Raw genomic sequence first — 20,093 nt, 5'->3', positions numbered from 1 at the left:
AATGGGAGAGGCGGGCGCGGGCGCCTGTGACGGCATGCGCGTCCACAACGCGGGCAGGGCAGCGGTGTGCCGGCCCTGCGGGCCTGAGGCTCGGACGGCGCAGCCCCTGGCAGTCGAACAGATGAGAGCATAGCTCATTGTTACCTATACTCACAATGAACAAGGTCCTGATATTGTTCCCGGTATGGATTCCCCCGACCCCGACGGCGTGCTCGCCGAACAGCTGCTGCGGCTGACGCGCAGACTCCAGCGCATTCAGGGCCGTCAGCTGGAGCCGATCGGCATCACCCCCGCGCAGTTCCGGCTGCTGCGCACCGTCGCGCACTGCGACGGTCCCCCCCGGATGGCGGATCTCGCACAGCGTCTCGATGTCGTCCCCCGCGCCGTGACCACACTGGTCGACGGGCTGGAGGCCAGCGGCCGGGTGCGCCGGATCCCCGATCCGGACAGCCGCCGGGTGGTACGGATCGAGATCACGGAGGAGGGCATCGCCACACTCCGGTCGCTGCGCAACGCGCGCCGGGCGGCCGCAGAGGAGATCCTGGCTCCATTGACCGCCGATCAGCGCGAGGTGCTCGGCGGTCTGCTGACCGCTCTGGTGAACGGAATGCCGGAGCGCCGCTGCTGACCGGGTGCGAAGCGCCGCGCCGAGCCGCCGAGGGGATCTGGACATGCCGCTGCTGGAGCCGAACCCGGAAGCCCTGCGCCCCGGCGCGGTGCGGTCCCCTTCCCACGACCGGGTGCCCGACGGACAGGCGCCGGGCACGCCCGAGCCCCTGCGGGGCGAGCTGACCGCACTCCTGGGCCCGCAGAAAGTGCTTTGGAAGATCTCCGACCTGGTGCGGTACGCCTCCGACGCCAGCCCGTACCGGTTCGTTCCCCAGGTCGTGGTGGTGCCCGAGGACATCGACGACATCTCCGCGATCCTGTCGTACGCCCACGGCAAGGGCCGCAATGTCGTCTTCCGGGCTGCGGGAACCAGTCTGAACGGCCAGGCGCAGGGCGAGGACATTCTCGTCGACGTACGCCACCACTGGGCGGGCATCGAGGTCCTGGACGGCGGTGCGCGGGCCCGGATCCGTCCGGGGACGACGGTCATGCGGGCGAACGCCACCCTCGCCCGGCACGGCCGGCTGCTGGGGCCGGACCCGGCAAGCGCGATCGCCTGCACGATCGGCGGTGTCGTCGCCAACAACGCCTCCGGGATGACCGCCGGCACGACCCGCAATTCGTACCGGACCGTCTCCTCCCTCACCTTCGTACTGCCGAGCGGCACGGTGGTGGACACCGGCGATCCCGCGGCGGACGAGGACCTGGCGCACGCGGAGCCGCGGCTCTGCGAGGGGTTGCTCGCGCTGAAGGCGGAGATCGAGGCCGACACCGCGCTCACCGCCCGGATCCGGGCCAAGTACGAGATCAAGAACACCAACGGCTACCGGCTCGACGCCTTTCTGGACGGTTCGACGCCGGTGGAGATCCTGCGCGGTCTCATGGTCGGTTCGGAGGGGACCTTCGGCTTCATCTCCGAGGTCGTGTTCGACACGCTGCCGCTGGACCGCCGAATCTCCACCGCACTGCTCTTCTTCCCTTCGCTGACGGCGGCTGCGGCAGCCGTCCCCCTGTTCAACGAAGCGGGCGCCATCGCCGTGGAGCTGATGGACGGGAACACCCTGCGTGCCTCGGTCAGCGTCAAGGGGGTGCCCGCCGACTGGGCCGGGCTGCCGAAGGAGACCGCGGCCCTGCTGGTGGAGTTCCGTGCACCGGACGAGGCGGGCCAGGAGGCGTACGAGGAGGCGGCGGCCGGGGTCGTGCGGCAGCTGGAGCTGGTCCGGCCCGTCACCTCGGTGACCAACGCGTTCACCCGCGAGGCCCGGACCATCTCCGGATACTGGAAGGCCCGCAAGGCCTTCGTCACCGCGGTCGGCGGTTCCCGGCCGTCCGGTACGACGCTGATCACGGAGGACTTCGCGGTCCCGCCCTCCCGGCTGGCCGACGCCTGCGAGGCGCTGCTGGCGCTCCAGGCCGAGCACGGTTTCGATGCCGCCGTCGCGGGCCACGCGGCCCACGGCAATCTGCACTTCCTGCTGGCGTTCGACGCGGGGAAGGAGTCCGACGTCGACCGGTACGCCGCGTTCATGGCGGACTTCTGCCGGCTCACCGTGGAGCGGTTCGACGGATCGCTCAAGGCGGAGCATGCCACCGGCCGCAACATCGCCCCCTTCCTGGAGCTGGAGTGGGGCCCGCGGGCGACCGAGCTGATGTGGCGGACGAAGCAGATCATCGACCCCGACGGGGTGCTGGCCCCCCGGATCGTGCTGGACCGCGACCCGAAGGCCCATCTGCGCGGGCTGAAGACCATTCCCAAGGTCGAGGCGGTGGCCGACCCCTGTATCGAGTGCGGTTTCTGCGAACCGACCTGTCCCAGCCACGACCTGACCACGTCACCGCGCCAGCGCATCGTGCTGCGCCGGGAGATGATGCGGCAGCCGGACGGCTCTCCGGTGGAGGCGGGACTGCTCGACGCCTACGGCTACGACGCCGTGGACACCTGCGCGGGCGACTCCACGTGCAAACTCGCCTGCCCCGTCGGCATCGACACGGGCGCCATGATGAAGGACTTCCGCCACCTTCGGCACTCCCCGCGCGAGGAGCGGATCGCCGCGCTCACCGCGAAGAGCTTCCGCGCCGTCGAGGCGGTGGCCCGGCTGGCGGTCGCCGCAGCCGACCGGATCGACGACCGGCTGCTCGAAGGTGTCACCGGCCTCGCCCGCAAGGCCGTACGCCCCGATCTGGTGCCCGAGTGGCTGCCGGAGATCCCCGGCGCGGCGGCCCGGAAGCTGCCCCGTACCTCCAGGGTGGGGGCGAGCGCGGTCTACTACCCGGCCTGCGTCAACCGCATCTTCGGCGGCCCGGAGGGACATCGCGGCCCGTCGCTGCCCCAGGCCGTGGTTCTCGTCTCGGCCCGCGCGGGAAAGCCCGTCTGGATCCCGGACGATGTCTCGGGCACCTGCTGCGCGACGATCTGGCACTCCAAGGGGTACGACGCCGGAAACGCCGTGATGGCCAACCGGATCGTCGAGGCCGCCTGGGGCTGGACCGCCGGCGGAAAGCTGCCCCTGGTCGTCGACGCCTCCTCGTGCACGCTGGGCATCGCCCACGAGGTGGTGCCGTATCTGACCGAGGACAACCGGGAGTTGCACCGTGAGCTGACCGTGGTCGACTCGCTGGTCTGGGCGGCCGACGAGCTCCTGCCGGAGCTGACGGTGCTGAGGAAGGCCGGTTCGGCGGTTCTGCACCCGACGTGCTCGATGGAGCATCTCGACGATGTCGGCCAGTTGCGCACGGTCGCGGAGGCCTGCGCGGAAGAGGTCGTGATCCCGGACGACGCCGCGTGCTGCGGTTTCGCGGGCGACCGGGGCATGCTGCACAAGGAGCTGACGGCCTCGGCCACCGCGAAGGAGGCCGCCGAGGTGAACACCCGGGAGTACGACACCTATCTGTGCGCCAACCGCATGTGCGAGATCGGGATGGACCGGGCGACGGGACGTTCGTACCACTCGGCACTCATGGAGCTGGAGCGGGCGACTCGCCCCGGGCCCGCATAGGACGAACGAGAGACTCCCGGTACCGGACGGGGCGCTCAGGCCTTGAGGGTGGCGCGGTCGCCCATCAACACGACCGGGTTCTGCTTCGGGTCCAGGGTGCGCAGCAGCTTCACCATGGCCGCCTTCGGCAGGCTCACGCAGGCTGACGTACCGCTGCCGTGGTCCATGTGGAGCCAGATGCTGCCGCCCTTCGACTGGCCCTCGGGGCGCGTCGGGTCGTTGGGGGCGGTGCCCTTGACGCGGTTGTAGTCGATGGCGATGACGTAGTCGAAGTCGTGCCAGTAGGGCTTGGTCCAGTAGCGGGGGGCCTGGATGGCAGCCGACTCGGTGTACGGGAGCAGAGCGCCCGGGTCGGGCAGCGCGCCGCCCGCGTCGGTGAGGGTGAAGACGCCGACCGGGGAGCGTTTGTCGTCCTCGTGGTGGTCGGGGGTCCAGCCCTTGCGGCCGTTGTGGGCCTTCCATCCGGCGGCCTTGTCCCAGGTGGATCCGGTCCGTTGGTACAGGACGACCGTGGATTGCGCGGAGTTCTTTCCCTCGCCGTACACGGCGACGACCTGGCGGGAGTCGTCAGGGATCTGCGACCGCAGGCGGTCGCCCACGTCCGGAATGCTCTTCAGGCCGGTGGTCTGCGGCTTGTCCTTGTCCTTCCGGGCGCCGGCCGACGCCGGGTCACCCTTCTTGGTGTCCCCTCCGTCGCCGCACGAGGTCAACGTCGTGAGCAGGACACCGCAGGCGGCCGCCGAGACCACCACTCGTACCGCACCGGATATACGCATTCGTCCATGCTCGCACTCATCGGTGTCCCGGGCCGCCCTCGTCGGCGAGGACGGGCAGATACGTGCCCAATCTTTACTCCGTGGGCCGGCCCGGCCTCCCTCGGTACTCACGGGCCCGGCCCGTAAAAGGGTTTGCCTCGGCCACGGCCGGCAGCGAGGCTGGGACGGTTTGGTCCCCCCACACGCCTCCCCCACGTGTTTCTGGAGATCCCTCGTGGATCTCAGCTCCTTCCGATCTTTTGGGACGTCATGCAAATTCGCGATCTTCCGTACTCGGATCCCGGCGATCCCGATGTCCGGTCGGGTCCTCGCTTCCTGCTCTGGCTCGGCCGCAACCAGATCCGCGGACAGCTCAAGTCCATGTCCTGGGGTCTGCTGCACCAGTGCTCCATCGCCGGGCTGCCGCTCGTCGTCGGATTCGCCGTCCAGTCGGTCGTCGACCGGTCCGGGGGACGGCTGGCGCTGGCGGGCGGCATGATCGCCGTCCTCGGCGTGCTGATCGCGGTGGGCGACACCATGCTCCACCGGACCGCCGTCACCAACTGGATCACGGCTGCCGCCCGGGTCCAGCAGTTGCTGGCCCGTAAGACCGCGGAGCTCGGTTCGGCACTGACCCGCCGGGTCGCCGCGGGAGAAGTTGTGGCGGTGTCCACCGGGGATGTGGAGAAGATCGGCTGGTTCGTCGAGGCCCTCTCGCGCTTCGTCGCGGCCGCGGCGGCCCTGGTCATCATCTGTGTGGGACTCGTCCTCTATCTGCCCTCGCTGGGTGTGCTCGTGGCGCTCTCCATGCCCCTGCTCGCGCTGGCAGTGCTGCCACTGCTCCCCCGTGCCACCCGCCGCGCCGACTTCCAGCGCGAGAAGGCCGGAAAGGCCACCGAGTTGGCCTCCGACACCGTGGCCGGGCTGCGCGTGCTGCGCGGCATCGGCGGCGAGGAACTGTTCCTCGGCCGCTACCGGCGCGCCTCGCAGGAGGTCCGCAAGGCCGCCGTGCGCAGTGCGCGGATGTGGTCGCTGATCTCGGCGATCCAGGTGCTGCTGCCGGGCGTGCTGCTGATCTCGCTGGTCACCTACGGGGCCACGCTGGCCCGGGACGGGAAGATCGACGTCGGTCAGCTCGTGACGGTGTACAGCGCGGCGACGCTGATGCTGTTCCCGCTGCGCCACTTCGAGGAGATCGCCATGGCGTACTCCTTCTCGCGGCCGTCCGCCCAGCGCGCGGTCCGGGTGCTCTCGCTGAACCGGGTCGCGCGGCCGTCCACGGTCGACGCCTCTCCGACCGGTGACCTGTACGACCCGGCCACCGGTCTGATGGCTCCGGAGGGGCTGTTCACCGCCGTGGTGTGCGGCGATCCGGACGAGGCGGGGCGGCTCGCGGACCGGCTCGGCGGCCACGCCCAGCCGGCCGTGACGCAGGAGGGCGAGGCCGAGGGCGCCGCGGCTCCCGAACTGCCGTCGGTCCTGCTCGGGGGCGTACCCCTGGACGAGCTGGAACTGGACGCGGCGCGCACCGCCGTGCTGGTCCAGGACAAGGACCCGGTGCTGCTCTCCGGCACGCTGCGCGAGCTGCTGGACGTGCCGTCGTCCGGCCGGGTGGCCGCCACGGACGCACTGGCGGCCGCACAGTGCGGCGACGTCCTGGACGCGCTCGCCCAGGCATCCGTCGACGCCGACGGCGACCCGATGAACACCCGGATCACCGAACGCGGCCGCTCGCTGTCCGGCGGCCAGCGTCAGCGGCTCGCCCTGGCGCGCTCGCTGGTGACCGCCCCGGAGGCCCTGGTGCTCGACGAGCCGACGTCCGCCGTCGATTCGCACACCGAGGCGCGGGTCGCCGAGGGCATCAAGTCGCTGCGCAGGAACCGTACGACGGTGGCGTTCGCCTCGTCGCCGTTGCTGCTCGACCTGGCCGACCGGGTGGCGCTGGTCCACGGCGGCACCGTGGTGGCCGTCGGCACCCACCGTGAACTGCTGCGCGACGAACCTCGCTACCGGGCGGTCGTCACCCGTGAGACCGACGACGAGATCGCCGCGGCCGGACCGGACATGAACGAGCACACCGACACGATCGACACGATCGAGGAAATCGAGGAGAGGGCATGATCGGCGTCGCACCACCGACGTACGACCCGGCCGCCCCGGAGTCGGCGACGACCCTGCCGGTCGGCACCCCCACGACCGTACGCACCTATGTCCGGGAGCTGATGCGGCGCCACCGGTGGCCGTTCATCGTGGTCACGGTGCTCAACTCCATCGCGGTGATCTCGTCGATCGTCGGCCCGTATCTGCTGGGCGGACTGGTCGAGGACCTGTCCAACGACGTCACCGACCTCCATCTGGAGCGCACCGCCGCGGTGTTCGGGCTGGCGCTGGTCGTCCAGACCGTGGTCACCCGGATGATGAGGCTGCGCAGCGCGATGCTGGGCGAGGAGATGCTGGCCGATCTGCGCGAGGACTTCCTCGTGCGGTCGGTCCGGCTGCCGCCGGGTGTGCTGGAGCGGGCCGGGACAGGTGACCTGCTGTCCCGCATCACGACGGACATCGACCGGCTCGCCAACGCCATGCGCGAGGCGGTCCCGCAGCTGGCCATCGGTGTGGTGTGGGCGGGGCTGCTGCTTGCCGCGCTCGCCGTCACCGCTCCCCCGCTGGCGCTCTCGGTGCTCATCGCCCTGCCGGTGCTGATCGTCGGCTGCCGCTGGTACTTCCGCCGGGCGCCTTCGGCGTACCGCTCGGAGGCGGCCGGTTACGCGGCGGTCGCGGCGATGCTGGCGGAGACGGTCGACGCCGGACGGACCGTGGAGGCGCACCGTCTGGGTGCGCGGCGGGTCGCCCTGTCGGACCGGCGGATCAAGGAGTGGACGGCCTGGGAGCGGTACACGCTGTTCCTGCGGTCGGTGCTCTTCCCCGTCATCAACGTCACGTACGTGACGATTCTCGGCGCGGTCCTGATGCTCGGTGGCTGGTTCGTCATCGAGGGCTGGCTCACCGTCGGTCAGCTGACGACGGGTGCGCTGCTCGCGCAGATGATGGTCGATCCGATCGGCCTGATCCTGCGCTGGTACGACGAGTTGCAGGTCGCCCAGGTGTCGCTGGCGCGCCTCGTGGGGGTCCGTGAGATCGAGCCGGACGCCGGTGACGACCGCGTGGCCCCGGACGGTCGTGAGGTGCGCGCCGACGCGGTGCACTTCGGCTATCGCGCCGGACTCGACGTACTGCACAAGGTGTCGCTGGACGTCGCTCCCGGTACGCGGCTGGCGCTGGTCGGGCCGTCCGGTGCGGGCAAGTCCACGCTGGGCCGGCTGCTGGCGGGGATCTACGCACCGAGGACCGGCGAAGTCACGCTGGGAGGCGCTGAGTTGTCACAGATGACGGCGGAACGGGTCCGTACGCATGTGGCTCTGGTCAACCAGGAGCACCATGTGTTCGTCGGCTCACTGCGGGACAACCTGCTGCTTGCCCGTACCGGTGCGGGCGACGCGGAGCTGTGGGCCTCGCTGGCGGCGGTCGACGCGGACGGCTGGGCGAGGGCGCTCGACGAGGGGCTGGACTCCGAGGTCGGCTCGGGCGGTCTGGTGCTCACCCCGGCGCAGGCGCAGCAGATCGCGCTGGCCCGGCTGGTGCTGGCCGATCCGCACACGCTGGTGCTGGACGAGGCGACGTCGCTGCTGGACCCGCGCGCGGCCCGTCATCTGGAGCGCTCGCTGGCCCGGGTGCTGGACGGGCGTACGGTCGTGGCGATCGCCCACCGGCTGCACACGGCGCACGACGCGGACGTGATCGCCGTGGTCGAGCAGGGCCGGATCAGCGAACTGGGCAGCCATGACGAGCTGGTGGCGGCGGACGGCGCGTACGCGGCGCTGTGGCGGTCCTGGCACGGCTGAGCCGGACGGGTCGCCATCGGGGGTTCCCGCACGACGCCTTCCGGCCGGAGCGCTCCGCTCCGGCCGGAAGGCGTCGTCGTCACCCGGGCTGCCGCACCGTGACCGGGTCGCCTCCCTGTCCGGAGGTGCCCGCCTCGGCAGCGGCGCCGGCCGCCGGGTGCGGGGTGGCGGCGGCAACCGTCACCGTGGCGGTGGACACCCGCGGCCGGAGCAGAACCGCCGAGACGAGGGCCGCGAGCAGGGTGAGCGCCGCAGCGACGATCAGGCAGAGCCGGAGCCCGTCGAGGAAGGCGTCGCCGACGGCGCCCAGGGCCTGGCCGGTGTGAGCGCCCAGGTTCATCCCGGCGACCGCGCCCAGCCCGCCCTCGCGGGCGGCCTCCACCATGCTCTGCCGGCTCGCTCCCGTGATTCCGGCGTCTGCGAGATGAGCGGGGAACGTGCCGAGGGCCCGGGAGGTGAGGAGTGCGCCCAGAACGGCCGGGCCCAGTGCGCCGCCGATCTGCCGGAAGGTGTTGTTGCCGGCTGCGGCCATACCGGCCAGGTGGTGGGGGACGGAGGCGACCGCGGTGGCGGTCATGGGTGTCAGGACGCCGCCCATCCCGAGGCCCAGCAGGACCAGCCGCCAGGCGATGGAGGCGAACGACGTGTCCGCGTCGAGGGTGGTCATCGAGAGGAGCGCGCCGGAGACGACGAGCAGCCCGGCCGTGATCAGGGTGCGGGCGGGAACCCGGTGCATGAGGCGCGCGACAGGACCCCCGGCGACGATGGCGGCGCCGGTCACCATGAGTAGACGCCAGGCGGCCTGAAGAGTGTCGAGCTGTTGCACCAGGCCGAAGTAGAGGCTCAGCAGGAAGAAGAAGCCGATGAGCCCCAGGAAGGTGATCATCGCGACGAGGGTGGTGGCCGTGAACGCCGGGCTGCGGAACAGCGTCAGATCCAGCATCGGGCTGTCGCTGCGCCGTTCCGCCACGACAAAGGCGACGGCGCCGGCCACTGCCACGAACAGTGCCGCCAGGACCTGCGTGTCGGTGAAGGATCCGGCGCCGCCCTCGATCACTCCGTACACCAGCGCGGTGATCGACACCGCCGCGGTGATCTGGCCCGGCCAGTCGAGTCGTCGCCCGTGCGGGGCCCGCGAGTCGGTCAGCAGCCGCGCGGCGAAGACCGTCGCGATCAGTGAGACGGGAATGACCAGGAGGTAGATCCACCGCCAGGCCGCGTGCTCCAGGACGACGCCGGCGATCAGCGGTCCGACGGCCAGTGCCATCAGGAGCGATGTCGCCCACAGGCCGATGAACTTGCCGCGTTCGCGGTGATCGGGCACGGCGTGGCTGATCAGGGCCAGGGTCGTGGGCAGCAGCGCGGCCGCGCCCATCCCGGCGAGTGCCTGTCCGACCCACAGCAACTGGATCGACTGGGCGGCCAGCGCGACGGCCGCACCGACCGCGGAGAGCAGCAGGCCCGCCTGGAACACCTTCTTGCGCCCGTGGACGTCGCCGACCACGCCGGCGGTCAGGATGAACGCGGCCATGGGCAGGACGAACGCGTCCTGGACCCAGGACAGCTGGGCCGTCGACGCGCTCAGCGCCGCCTGGATGGCGGGCAGGCTCACGGAGACGGTGGTCACCGGCAGGTAGGCGACGAAGACGCCCAGGCAGGCCATGACGAGCGTGGCCGCCCGCCGGTCGGGGCGACCGCTCGCCAAGGGTGTGACGTTCAAGGAAGCGCTCCTCTGCGACGCGGTGCGCCGCGGTAGATGTCCAGCGGGTTTCCGTCCCCCGAAGCGGGAGTTCTCCGGCCGTCGCAGAGCCCGGACGGCACCGTTCGCGCCGGTGCGGGGCGAGGGCCGGGAGACGCCGGGCCCTCGTTTCGGACAAGGCCGCGTCCCAGCATCGGCGAGACCACGCCAAATCAACGAAGCGGCAGCCGCCATTGAGGGCAAACCTCCATCGAGGAAGCAGGCCATGACATAATTCCACCGTGGTCGACGACGTGGACATGAGAATCCTCCGCACGCTCCATCACGCGCCGCGTGCCCCGTTCCGGCTCATCGGCGAGGTGAGCGGAGTATCGGAGCAGACGGCGGCCCGCCGCTATCAAGCCCTGCGCCGCGCCGGTGCGATGCGGGTCGTGGGCCTGATCGATCCCGCCGTGCACGGGGAAGCGCAGTGGGTCGCCCGCATTCGCTGCCGTCCCGACCGCGCCGGCCCTCTCGCCGACGGGCTCGCCCGGCGCCCCGACATCGCCTACGTCGGCATCGCTTCGGGCGGTTCGGAGATCATCTGCGTCATCCGCTCCCCGCTCCATGCCCCGCGCGAGGACATGCTGCTCCAGCAGTTGCCCAGGTCCGCCGCCGTCCTCGACCTGAGCATCGACCTGCTCATCCACCCCTTCGGGGACCCCGGTACGTCCGGCTGGACCAGCTACGGCGGACACCTCACCGCCGAGCAGGAACAGCGGCTGGCCGGCAGCCCGCCCCCCGCCCCGGCGGGCCCTCTGCTCCCCCTCACCGCCGAGGACCGCCCACTGCTCGACGCCCTCGCCGAGGACGGCCGCATCTCGCACACGCAGCTTGCCGAAGTCACCGGGTGGTCCAAGGGGCGCGTCGCCCGCCGGCTGGAGTCCCTGGAGGCGTCCGGCACCCTCTCGTACGACATCGACCTGCTGCCGGAACACCTCGGCTACCACCTCAACGCCACCCTCTGGCTGCGCGTCACCCCCGCCCGGCTGGAAAGCACCGGACACGCGATCGCCGCCCACGACGAGGTCGCGTTCGCCGCCGCCACCAGTGGCGACCACAACGTGATGGCCATCGTCATCTGCCGTGACGCGGAGGAGTTCTACCGCTATCTGACCACCCGCCTCGCCACCACTCCCGGCGTCGACGCCTACGGGGTCAGCATCCGGGTGCGGCGCCTCAAGCAGGCCGCCTCCCTCATCTCACACGGCCGGCTGGTCCCTCCCGCACCTGTCCAGTGACGGTTTCCGGCTCGGATCGCGTGGCGCCGCAGCGCCGCCCCAGCCCGATGGGGGACGGCTGCATCGAGGCCGGTGACATCGCGCGCGTCGTCCTCCCCGACCGGCAGGCGTCAGCTCGTCACGACCGCCTATCTCAAGGCCACGCACCGCGAGTTCGACGAGGAGCGCACCACGGAGGGCGACCCCTACCACCCGCACACCCGCGCGGTGCCGGTCGAGCCGGGGAAGATCGAGGAGTACGTGCTGCGCGTCTACCCGTTCGCGGCGACGTTTCTGCCCGGCCACAAACTGGTCGTGGAGCTGTCCAACGACGAGCCACTGGCCGACGAGCACAACGCCCTGCTGCCGCCGGACGCCTTCCACCTGCCGGTGGGCCGGCCCGTCACACACAAGATCTACCGCGACGCGGCGCACCCGTCCCGGCTCGTGCTGCCGTTCACGAAGGCCGCTGCCCTGTAAGGCCTACGGCCGACCGGCCCTGAGCCCTGACGGGTTCAGGGCCGCGGTGCGTCAGATGAGGTTCATGGCGGCAGCCCCGCCCACTCCCCCGAGCACCATGAACACCGGCATCAGCACCTTCAGCTCCACCCAGCTGCCTGCCCTGAACCGCATGGCCTTCGGCGGGCCGATCGGGTACCAGCGCTTGCGGCCGACCGGGATCGGCCACAGGATCGGGCAGCCCGAGACGGTCAGCGCGTCGCCGATGTCATGGACGAGAGCGCCCAGCACGATGGGCAGACCGAGCCAGAGGTATTCCTGGCCGGGGGCGTTGAAGAGCCAGTCCGAGCCATTGCCCGGCTTGTCCAGGACGCCCGCGAGAATCCACGCGCTGGTCGCACCGAGCAGCCACACCAGTACGTCGCTGGACATCCGGGCGGCCCGCCACAGCAGACCCTCGACGGCGAGCACCAGGTGGACGAAGAGGATCGCCAGCACCGCCCACCGGCCGCCGGTGATCGCCGCGGCGGAGGCGCCCCCGCCGATCAGGACCGCCCACAGCCAGGTGTGGGTCAGCGTCCGGTGACCACCGTTGCGATTCGAGTCGCCCCGCATCTTCGTGGCCTTGTACACGGCGTGCGAGAGCTTGTCGACGATCTCGCAGAGTCCGCGGGACACGGGTCCGAAGGCGCGCGAGATGGTCGCCGACTTGTGGTCGAGGTCCGGGGCGAGCGCCGCGCCGGCGGTGATCAGCGCGCCGACGACCAGGACGGGCCACGGCATGGCGTGGCCTGCGGCAGCCGCCGCCGCGCCCACCCCCAGCCAGGCCGCTGCCCCTGACAGTGAGTGTGCCGGTCCCATCATGGCTGTTTCCGCCCCCATTGGATGTCGCGTAGGTGTCGTGAGTGCGACAGGTGTTGCCTGCGCGCGGGTTCCGGCCACCATCGTTGCGGTGCGGCCGAGTTGAGAGGGAAGCGTATCGTCCGTGATCTTCGCGCCGTCGTCCGGTTCCCTCATCGGGGTGGAAGACAGGCAAGATGGGGGTGTGACCCTTATCGATCAGCTGCCCCCGACCGACGACCCCGACGCCCTCTTCGAGGCCTTTTCGTCATGGACCGAGACGCAGGGGATCACCCTCTATCCCGCTCAGGAGGAGGCGCTGATCGAGGTGGTCTCCGGGGCCAACGTGATCCTTTCCACCCCCACCGGGTCCGGAAAGAGCCTGGTCGCGGCCGGTGCGCACTTCACCGCCCTGGCCCAGGACAAGGTCACCTTCTACACCGCCCCGATCAAGGCCCTGGTCTCGGAGAAGTTCTTCGACCTGTGCAAGCTGTTCGGTACGGAGAACGTCGGCATGCTCACCGGTGACGCCTCGGTCAACGCCGACGCCCCCGTGATCTGCTGCACGGCCGAGGTGCTCGCGTCCATCGCGCTGCGTGACGGGAAGTACGCGGACATCGGCCAGGTCGTCATGGACGAGTTCCACTTCTACGCGGAGCAGGACCGCGGCTGGGCGTGGCAGATCCCGATCCTGGAGCTGCCGCAGGCGCAGTTCGTCCTGATGTCGGCCACGCTCGGTGACGTCCGGATGTTCGAGGAGGACCTGACCCGGCGCACCGGCCGCCCCACCTCCGTGGTCCGCTCGGCGACCCGTCCGGTCCCGCTCAGCTACGAGTACCGGCTGACGCCGATCACCGAGACGATCACCGAGCTCCTGGACACCCGGCAGTCGCCGGTCTACATCGTGCACTTCACCCAGGCCGCGGCCGTCGAGCGGGCACAGTCGCTGATGAGCATCAACATGTGTACCAAGGAGGAGAAGGAGAAGATCGCCGATCTCATCGGCAACTTCCGCTTCACCACCAAGTTCGGCCAGAACCTTTCCCGTTACGTACGCCATGGCATCGGAGTGCACCACGCGGGCATGCTCCCGAAGTACCGGCGCCTGGTCGAGAAGCTCGCGCAGGCGGGGCTTCTGAAGGTCATCTGCGGTACGGACACACTCGGCGTCGGAGTCAACGTCCCCATCCGCACCGTGCTGTTCACCGCCCTCACCAAGTACGACGGCACCCGGGTGCGGACGCTGCGGGCACGCGAGTTCCACCAGATCGCGGGCCGGGCCGGGCGGGCGGGCTTCGACACGGCGGGCTTCGTCGTCGCGCAGGCCCCCGAGCACGTCGTCGAGAACGAGAAGGCGGTCAAGAAGGCCGGCGACGACCCGAAGAAGAAGCGCAAGGTCGTCCGCAAGAAGGCGCCCGAGGGGTTCGTCGCCTGGTCGGAGACCACGTTCGACAAGCTGATCCAGTCCGATCCCGAGCCGCTGACCTCACGCTTCCGGGTCACGCACACCATGCTGCTGTCCGTCATCGCGCGTCCCGGCAACGCCTTCGAGGCGATGCGGCACCTGCTGGAGGACAACCACGAGCCGCGCAAGGCGCAGCTGCGCCACATCCGCCGGGCGATCGCGATCTACCGCTCGCTGCTGGACGGCGGCGTGGTGGAGCAGCTGGACAAGCCCGACGCGGAGGGCCGCATCGTGCGGCTCACCGTCGATCTGCAGCAGGACTTCGCGCTGAACCAGCCGCTGTCCACGTTCGCGCTCGCCGCGTTCGAGCTGCTGGACGCCGACTCGCCGTCGTACGCGCTGGACATGGTCTCGGTGGTGGAGTCGACGCTCGACGATCCGCGTCAGATCCTCGCCGCGCAGCAGAACAAGGCGCGCGGTGAGGCGGTCGGGCAGATGAAGGCCGACGGCATCGAGTACGAGGAGCGGATGGAGCTCCTCCAGGAGGTCACGTACCCGAAGCCGCTGAGCGAGCTGCTGTGGCACGCGTACGACGTCTACCGCCAGAGCCACCCGTGGGTGGGTGACCACCCGGTGTCGCCGAAGTCGGTGATCCGCGACATGTACGAACGCGCCATGACGTTCACCGAGTTCACCTCGAACTACGAGCTGGCCCGGACCGAGGGCATCGTGCTGCGCTATCTCGCGAGCGCGTACAAGGCGCTGGAGCACACCATCCCGGACGACATCAAGTCCGAGGACCTGGAGGACCTCATCGCCTGGCTCGGCGAGATGGTCCGGCAGGTCGACTCCAGTCTTCTCGACGAGTGGGAGCAGCTCGCCAATCCCGAGGTGGAGACGGCCGAGCAGGCGCAGGAGCGGGCCGACGAGGTCAAGCCGGTCACGGCCAACGCCCGCGCCTTCCGGGTGCTGGTGCGCAACGCGATGTTCCGCCGGGTCGAGCTGGCCGCGCTGGACCGGGTCCGTGACCTCGGGGAGCTGGACGGCGACGCGGGCTGGAACGAGGACGCGTGGGGCGAGGCGATGGACGCGTACTGGGACGAGTACGAGGAGCTGGGCACCGGTCCGGACGCCCGCGGGCCGAAGCTGCTGAAGATCGACGAGGACGCGGAGCACGGCCTGTGGCGCGTCCGGCAGACGTTCGCCGACCCGAACGGCGACCATGACTGGGGCATCAGTGCCGAGGTCGATCTGGCCGCGTCCGACGAGGAGGGCCGGGCGGTCGTCCGGGTCACCTCCGTGGGCCAGTTGTGAGCGCGTCCGTGCCGACGGCGCCGCTGCGAGAGTGGAGACGAACCGCATGACGAACCCCGCCGAGCGCCTGGTCGACCTGCTCGACCTGGAACGGATCGAGGTCAACATCTTCCGCGGCCGCAGTCCCGAGGAGTCCCTTCAGCGGGTCTTCGGCGGGCAGGTGGCCGGGCAGGCGCTGGTGGCGGCGGGCCGCACCACCGACGGGGACCGGCCGGTGCATTCGCTGCACGCCTATTTCCTGCGGCCGGGCCGTCCCGGGGTGCCGATCGTCTACGAGGTCGAGCGGATCAGGGACGGCCGGTCCTTCACCACGCGCCGGGTGACGGCCGTCCAGCAGGGCCGCACGATCTTCAATCTGACGGCGTCCTTCCACCGCCCGGAGGAGGCCGGCTTCGAGCACCAGCTGCCGCCCGCGCGGGTGGTGCCCGATCCGGAGGAGCTGCCGACGGTCGCCGAAGAGGTGCGTGAGCATCTGGGCGGTCTGCCGGAGGCGCTGGAGCGGATGGCGCGGCGTCAGCCGTTCGACATCCGCTACGTCGACCGGCTGCGCTGGACGCAGGAGGAGATCAAGGACGCGGACCCGCGCAGCGCGGTGTGGATGCGGGCGGTCGGCCCGCTCGGTGACGATCCGCTGGTGCACACGTGTGCGCTGACGTACGCGAGCGACATGACGCTGCTGGACGCGGTGCGTATCCCCGTGGAGCCGCTGTGGGGGCCGCGCGGCTTCGACATGGCGTCGCTGGATCACGCAACAGAGCAGCTTTCACACGCAGCATAGGGCATAAAATCGCCCCGCTCCCTACCGCCATGCAGGGAACGGGGCTCAGGGATGGTCCGGGGCCGGCATGTCGACCTCACCCTGAGGGGAGGAACCGGCCCCAGCCGCCCACCGCGCGCCGGAGGTGACGCCCCTAGCGCGCGGGCTTGTGGGGAGGAGGCAGCGCCGCCGGGTGGGATGACGCCGCCTCCCCCTGTCCGTGTCCGTCGGCAGACACGGACCCGTACCTAACCGTCAGTTGGCGTGGGGGACGCCTCAGGCGGTACGGGATTCTCTCCCTCGCGGACGACAAACGCGAATCCGGTAACTACCCGTCGGAATCCGCGGTGATTGCTCCGTCCCGCGTGGCTCATGCATTCGACGTCTACCGCTTCCGTGGACGTGGAGGGCTTGGCCGTCCAGCTGCAGTGGAGGCATTCCGCCTCGTGCGTGACGTCGGTGTCCGGGTGCTGGATGATCCGATGCGTCACGGGGCGAATCAACGAACGGATGCTCATGCCGTCGCCTGCTTCTTCGGGTGCGGGTGACGACGGATCTCGATCGCCCAGTCCGACGCCCGTGAAGGGTCATAGGACTCGCTCTTCGGATCCATTGCGCGACGCCACCAAGCCGCTAATCCGCGGCAGACGTCGCACCCCGGGACGGGGATGGGTTCGTCGGGCAATGGATCCGTCAAGAACACCGGGCCCGACATTGCTGCCTTATCCATCCCTGCACCTCCGCCGCGTGTCGTCTCAGTGATGACAGTAGGAGCCGGAAAGGCGCAGGTTCCATGAAGTTCTACGGAATTCTATGGCTCTTCAGCTGAGTGCCGAGAGGGCGCCCGCGATGATGCGATAGGCGTCCTGGCCGAACACCGCTGCGTCAGCCATTTCGCCGTACGCGGCGAGGTATTGAGCGATCTCCGACGGCGCCGTAATCGTCAGGGCGGCCGTCAGCAGCTCTACATAGACCGTGGTGTCGTCGTACACGGTGAACGTCTCCAGCGGCCATATGGCGGGCGTTGAGGCGGGAATGACGCCCAATGACACGGCAGGGAGCGCAGCGGTCGTCAGGAGGTGTCCCAGCTGCGCCGCCATGGTCTCCGCGCTGCCCACCCGTCGACGGAGTACCGATTCCTCCACGAGGATCGAGAACGTGCGCCCTGGCCGGCGGATGATCTGGGAGCGTGCCACGCGGGCGTCAGCGGCCTCCGCGGAGTCGTCGGGGGTGCCATGGAAGTGCGCAATGTTGGAGAGTAGGGCGGCGGCGTACGCGTGCGTCTGGAGCATTCCGGGGATCACGCTGGAGCTGTAGATGCGCTGCGCTTTCGTCCGCTCGTGGATGGGCGTCCGGGACTCCTGCACCCGCCTCATGCCGGTCCGCTGGAGACGTCGCCACTCCATGTACATCAAACCTGCGTCGCGGGCAGCGGCGATGATGTCGGGCGCCTCGTCCGGCACGCCGCACGCCTGACACCACGCCCTGATGTCGTCGTCTGCGGGCAGCGTGGCACCGGTCTGGAGCCGGGAGACCTTCGACGTCTGCCAGCCCGTGCGAGCGGCCACCTCGCGGCCCGTCAGTCCCGCATCGAGACGTAACTCACGCAATCGCGCGGCAACGCGCTCATGCGCCTCATGGATGCGGGCTGACGGGTACGGGGCTTCAGACACAGATCAGACCTGGAACTCCGCGTGCGGGATCGCGCGCTCCCACGCAGCGTCCACGGCGCTCGCACACTGCTTGATGACGGTCGGCTCGTATGACATCTCGTGTCTGACGAACCGTCCCTCTCCGGTGAACAGACCGAACTTCACCGCCTGCTCGTCGAAGAGCCAGAAGTCATTGCCCGGGAAGAGCAGATCCGACGCCAGGCGTCGCGGGAGCCACCTGACGTCCTCGCCGGCCGCCAGGTTCTGCGGCGTGCACGAGTGCTCGTAGCGGATGTAGTCAGAGACTGGCTCGGAGATCACTCGGAGCCGTCGCACGGCGACTCCGCGGGCGACGCCATCGGCAACGGTCTGATGGAAGTCGTTCCACCACGACGACTGGTCGTCGATGTCGTACGTTCGCCCGTTCTTCCACGCGGCGAAGTCCTTGTCTTCCTCCACCACGCCGTAGACGTCGCGCATCTCCAGGTGGACGGCCGACGTCCGGCACGAGGCCAGGAGTTCAGAGAACGGGGGAACGCTCTGCAACCTCGATCACCGCCTTCAGTACGTCGATCATGCGCGCGGGAAGCCGGACCACGGCTTCGGAGTCGGGGATCGAGCCGGACTCCAGGCACTTCAACTGAAGCATCTCGTCCGCCTTCCACCCCTGGACGACGAACTCTTGTGCCACGTCGTCGAACCACACGGTCGGGCAGTTCTCCCCGTTCGTGTTCGGGTCCTTCGCGATGAAATGTAACGTCATGACGCCTCCAAGGTCGCGGACGTTGCAGGATGTTCTACGAGAGTTGCGCTGCCGGGCCGGTCCGTCAAGGGCGCACTGAACGCAAAAGAGCCCCCGCCGCGGAGTGCGACGAGGGCTCTTGGTAGTGATCATGCTCCGGGCCGACAGCAGTGCTCTGGGGGTTTCATCGGCCGCTCCCCCACTTCGCCATCGTGCGGGTAGCTGCGCGGCGCACTTCGAGCGGCAGCTCCGGCGCCTTGCGCTGGACCGGGCGGTGAGAGCGGAGGATCTGCCCGGACCACGTGATGACGTCCCAAGGTTCGTCCCGCACCACTCGACGCCAGTGACCCATTCGGCACTCGTTCGTCGGGCTGAGGTGGCGCTCGCACCACTCACCAGGGTGCAGCTCCCGATAGTCGGCGTCGTGTTCCAGTCTCCACGCGTGGTGCCAGTCCTCCAGTGCCTTGATGTCACGGTCCAGCTGGAGGAGCCGGTCATCCCGCTCCGCCTGTGCTTTGCGGAGTTGCTCCTCGCGGTGGAGCCGGAAGAGGGAGCCGAAGACGCCCGGTTCGTCGTGGTAGACGTACTCGATCTCCTGACGTCCGCCGGGGTAGGTGATCGTCATCTGTGTGCGCTTCATCAGCTCTCCTCCAGCCACACCGCGACGCTCTCCGCGTCCGGGAAGTCTCGGCCCTGCATGTCGATGTTGGCGCGGATGAAGGAGGCCGTTCTTTCGCGCGTGATCTTTACGATCAGGGCCTCCAGGGCGTCGAAGTGATTGACACCCTCCGCCTCGTCGGCTGCCCGGAGAAGAGCGTGTGCCAGTTCGCGGGCCGATGTGGCAGTGAACTCCAGTGGCCCGTACTCCGTGCTGCCGTCGTCGACGTAGATGATTCCGGGCCGCGACCCCTCGTTGACGGAGACCGTCAGGAACTCTCCGTCAAGATCTGCGATGCGCTGCTTCATGATCTCTCCTAAACGCTCACGGAACGGCGGGCCTTGACACTCTGGCACTCCCGGAGGTCAACCAGAACGTTGTTGATGCCCTGTCCGGGATAGCTGATGATCTTTCCCTGCGCCTTCCACCCGCGAACGGTCTCCGCAGCGACGTCAAGGGCATCAGCGGCTTCCCTGTACGTCACCAGGATGGGCTTCTCCGGCTCTTCCACGGGCGGCGCGGGGAGTTGGGGCTCCGGCTTCCCCACAGGCTCCTGAGGGGCCTCCTGGGGCACCCACGCGGGTGTCTCACGCACCTCTGCCGGCTCCAACTCCATCGGCGGATCGATGTGCAGCACGTGGGCGGCCACCAATGGCGGAACGGCACTGACGATGATGACAACCCATGCCCGCGTGCCCGTTGCGCCGGTCGTCAGGACGTGTTCCGCAACCTGTGCGGCCGTTGCGATGAGCAACGCCACGAGAGCGCCCCACGTTGCGTTGGCGGAACGGCGTTTGGCCTCCGCCTCCTGAGGCGTTCCAACAAGGGCGCGGGCCGTTGTCTTCTGAGCCTTCGCAACGCTGGCGCTGATCGCGGCATAGAGCGACAGAACGGCGGGCATCAGCCACGCAACGCGAGCATCCCAGCCGGCCATTTGCGCGAGCGCGTACTCACCAGGGGCGGAGAGCGCCAGGGCGGCGTAGAGGACGGTCGTCTGGCCGTGCTTCCGGGTGGCTCTGACGGCCCACGGTGTGGCGTTGGTGGTCATG

At 69.7% G+C, this 20,093-nt stretch carries 18 protein-coding genes; 8 read left to right on the top strand and 10 right to left on the bottom strand.

Annotation, left to right across the window (positions count from 1 at the left end):
* Positions 1–184 precede the first annotated feature (184 nt).
* Both OG912_RS32540 and OG912_RS32535 read left to right on the top strand, forming a co-directional pair.
* A complete protein-coding gene (locus OG912_RS32540; RefSeq protein WP_326734728.1) occupies positions 185–628 on the top strand; it encodes a MarR family winged helix-turn-helix transcriptional regulator in 444 nt (147 codons plus the stop codon).
* Between the two features lie 43 nt (positions 629–671).
* On the top strand, positions 672–3,605 hold the full coding sequence (locus OG912_RS32535) for an FAD-binding and (Fe-S)-binding domain-containing protein (RefSeq protein WP_327712454.1): 2,934 nt from the start codon (positions 672–674) through the stop codon (positions 3,603–3,605).
* Between the two features lie 35 nt (positions 3,606–3,640).
* Here the strand turns inward: OG912_RS32535 and OG912_RS32530 are convergent, their stop codons facing one another.
* Entirely contained in the window at positions 3,641–4,381 is a 741-nt protein-coding gene (locus OG912_RS32530) for a hypothetical protein (RefSeq protein WP_327712452.1), read from the bottom strand.
* Between the two features lie 249 nt (positions 4,382–4,630).
* Here OG912_RS32530 and OG912_RS32525 point away from each other — a divergent pair, with 249 nt between their 5' ends.
* Both OG912_RS32525 and OG912_RS32520 read left to right on the top strand, forming a co-directional pair.
* Positions 4,631–6,481 (top strand): ABC transporter ATP-binding protein, encoded by a 1,851-nt coding sequence (locus OG912_RS32525; protein WP_327712451.1) that lies wholly within the window; start codon positions 4,631–4,633, stop codon positions 6,479–6,481.
* Positions 6,478–8,259 carry an ABC transporter ATP-binding protein gene (locus tag OG912_RS32520; protein ID WP_327712449.1) on the top strand — a complete coding sequence of 594 codons (1,782 nt, stop codon included), beginning with the start codon at positions 6,478–6,480 and terminating at the stop codon, positions 8,257–8,259. The genes OG912_RS32525 and OG912_RS32520 overlap by 4 nt, the downstream gene beginning before the upstream one ends.
* 79 nt (positions 8,260–8,338) lie before the next feature.
* Here the strand turns inward: OG912_RS32520 and OG912_RS32515 are convergent, their stop codons facing one another.
* Positions 8,339–9,979 carry an MFS transporter gene (locus OG912_RS32515; RefSeq protein WP_443061042.1) on the bottom strand — a complete coding sequence of 547 codons (1,641 nt, stop codon included), beginning with the start codon at positions 9,977–9,979 and terminating at the stop codon, positions 8,339–8,341.
* Positions 9,980–10,239: 260 nt separating this feature from the next.
* Here OG912_RS32515 and OG912_RS32510 point away from each other — a divergent pair, with 260 nt between their 5' ends.
* Both OG912_RS32510 and OG912_RS32505 read left to right on the top strand, forming a co-directional pair.
* Complete coding sequence (locus OG912_RS32510) at positions 10,240–11,238, top strand: Lrp/AsnC family transcriptional regulator (RefSeq protein WP_327712448.1); 999 nt, start codon at positions 10,240–10,242, stop codon at positions 11,236–11,238.
* Positions 11,239–11,310: 72 nt separating this feature from the next.
* On the top strand, positions 11,311–11,697 hold the full coding sequence (locus OG912_RS32505) for a CocE/NonD family hydrolase C-terminal non-catalytic domain-containing protein (RefSeq protein ID WP_327712447.1): 387 nt from the start codon (positions 11,311–11,313) through the stop codon (positions 11,695–11,697).
* A 51-nt stretch (positions 11,698–11,748) separates the two neighbouring features.
* On the opposite strand, the gene OG912_RS32500 is transcribed toward OG912_RS32505, so the two are convergent.
* A complete protein-coding gene (locus OG912_RS32500; RefSeq protein WP_327712446.1) occupies positions 11,749–12,540 on the bottom strand; it encodes a metal-dependent hydrolase in 792 nt (263 codons plus the stop codon).
* 181 nt (positions 12,541–12,721) lie between these two features.
* Between OG912_RS32500 and OG912_RS32495 the strand changes: the two genes are divergently transcribed.
* Positions 12,722–15,235, top strand: a complete 2,514-nt coding sequence (locus OG912_RS32495; RefSeq protein WP_326734752.1) for a DEAD/DEAH box helicase — start codon at positions 12,722–12,724, stop codon at positions 15,233–15,235.
* Positions 15,236–15,281: 46 nt separating this feature from the next.
* Positions 15,282–16,013, top strand: a complete 732-nt coding sequence (locus OG912_RS32490) for an acyl-CoA thioesterase (protein WP_327712445.1) — start codon at positions 15,282–15,284, stop codon at positions 16,011–16,013.
* A gap of 227 nt (positions 16,014–16,240) precedes the next feature.
* Here OG912_RS32490 and OG912_RS40150 read toward each other — a convergent pair whose 3' ends face one another.
* The 7 genes from OG912_RS40150 to OG912_RS32460 form a co-directional block, all read right to left on the bottom strand.
* Positions 16,241–16,510, bottom strand: a complete 270-nt coding sequence (locus tag OG912_RS40150) for a DUF7848 domain-containing protein (protein ID WP_443061041.1) — start codon at positions 16,508–16,510, stop codon at positions 16,241–16,243.
* Between the two features lie 303 nt (positions 16,511–16,813).
* Positions 16,814–17,665 carry a helix-turn-helix domain-containing protein gene (locus tag OG912_RS32485; RefSeq protein WP_327712444.1) on the bottom strand — a complete coding sequence of 284 codons (852 nt, stop codon included), beginning with the start codon at positions 17,663–17,665 and terminating at the stop codon, positions 16,814–16,816.
* 3 nt (positions 17,666–17,668) lie between these two features.
* On the bottom strand, positions 17,669–18,190 hold the full coding sequence (locus tag OG912_RS32480; protein WP_327712443.1) for a DUF6879 family protein: 522 nt from the start codon (positions 18,188–18,190) through the stop codon (positions 17,669–17,671).
* Complete coding sequence (locus OG912_RS32475) at positions 18,165–18,407, bottom strand: hypothetical protein (RefSeq protein WP_327712442.1); 243 nt, start codon at positions 18,405–18,407, stop codon at positions 18,165–18,167. The genes OG912_RS32480 and OG912_RS32475 overlap by 26 nt, the downstream gene beginning before the upstream one ends.
* 163 nt (positions 18,408–18,570) lie before the next feature.
* A complete protein-coding gene (locus OG912_RS32470; RefSeq protein WP_327712441.1) occupies positions 18,571–19,026 on the bottom strand; it encodes a hypothetical protein in 456 nt (151 codons plus the stop codon).
* Positions 19,026–19,352 carry a hypothetical protein gene (locus OG912_RS32465; protein WP_327712440.1) on the bottom strand — a complete coding sequence of 109 codons (327 nt, stop codon included), beginning with the start codon at positions 19,350–19,352 and terminating at the stop codon, positions 19,026–19,028. The genes OG912_RS32470 and OG912_RS32465 overlap by 1 nt, the downstream gene beginning before the upstream one ends.
* An 8-nt stretch (positions 19,353–19,360) precedes the next feature.
* Positions 19,361–20,092: a hypothetical protein gene (locus tag OG912_RS32460; RefSeq protein WP_327712439.1), complete on the bottom strand. Its 732-nt coding sequence runs from the start codon at positions 20,090–20,092 to the stop codon at positions 19,361–19,363.
* Position 20,093: the final 1 nt, after the last annotated feature.

It is taken from the genome of Streptomyces sp. NBC_00464, from assembly GCF_036013915.1.
Taxonomy (GTDB): domain Bacteria; phylum Actinomycetota; class Actinomycetes; order Streptomycetales; family Streptomycetaceae; genus Streptomyces.
The sequence above is the reverse complement of the archived record's forward strand: the minus strand, read 5'-3'. Positions and strand labels throughout refer to the sequence as shown.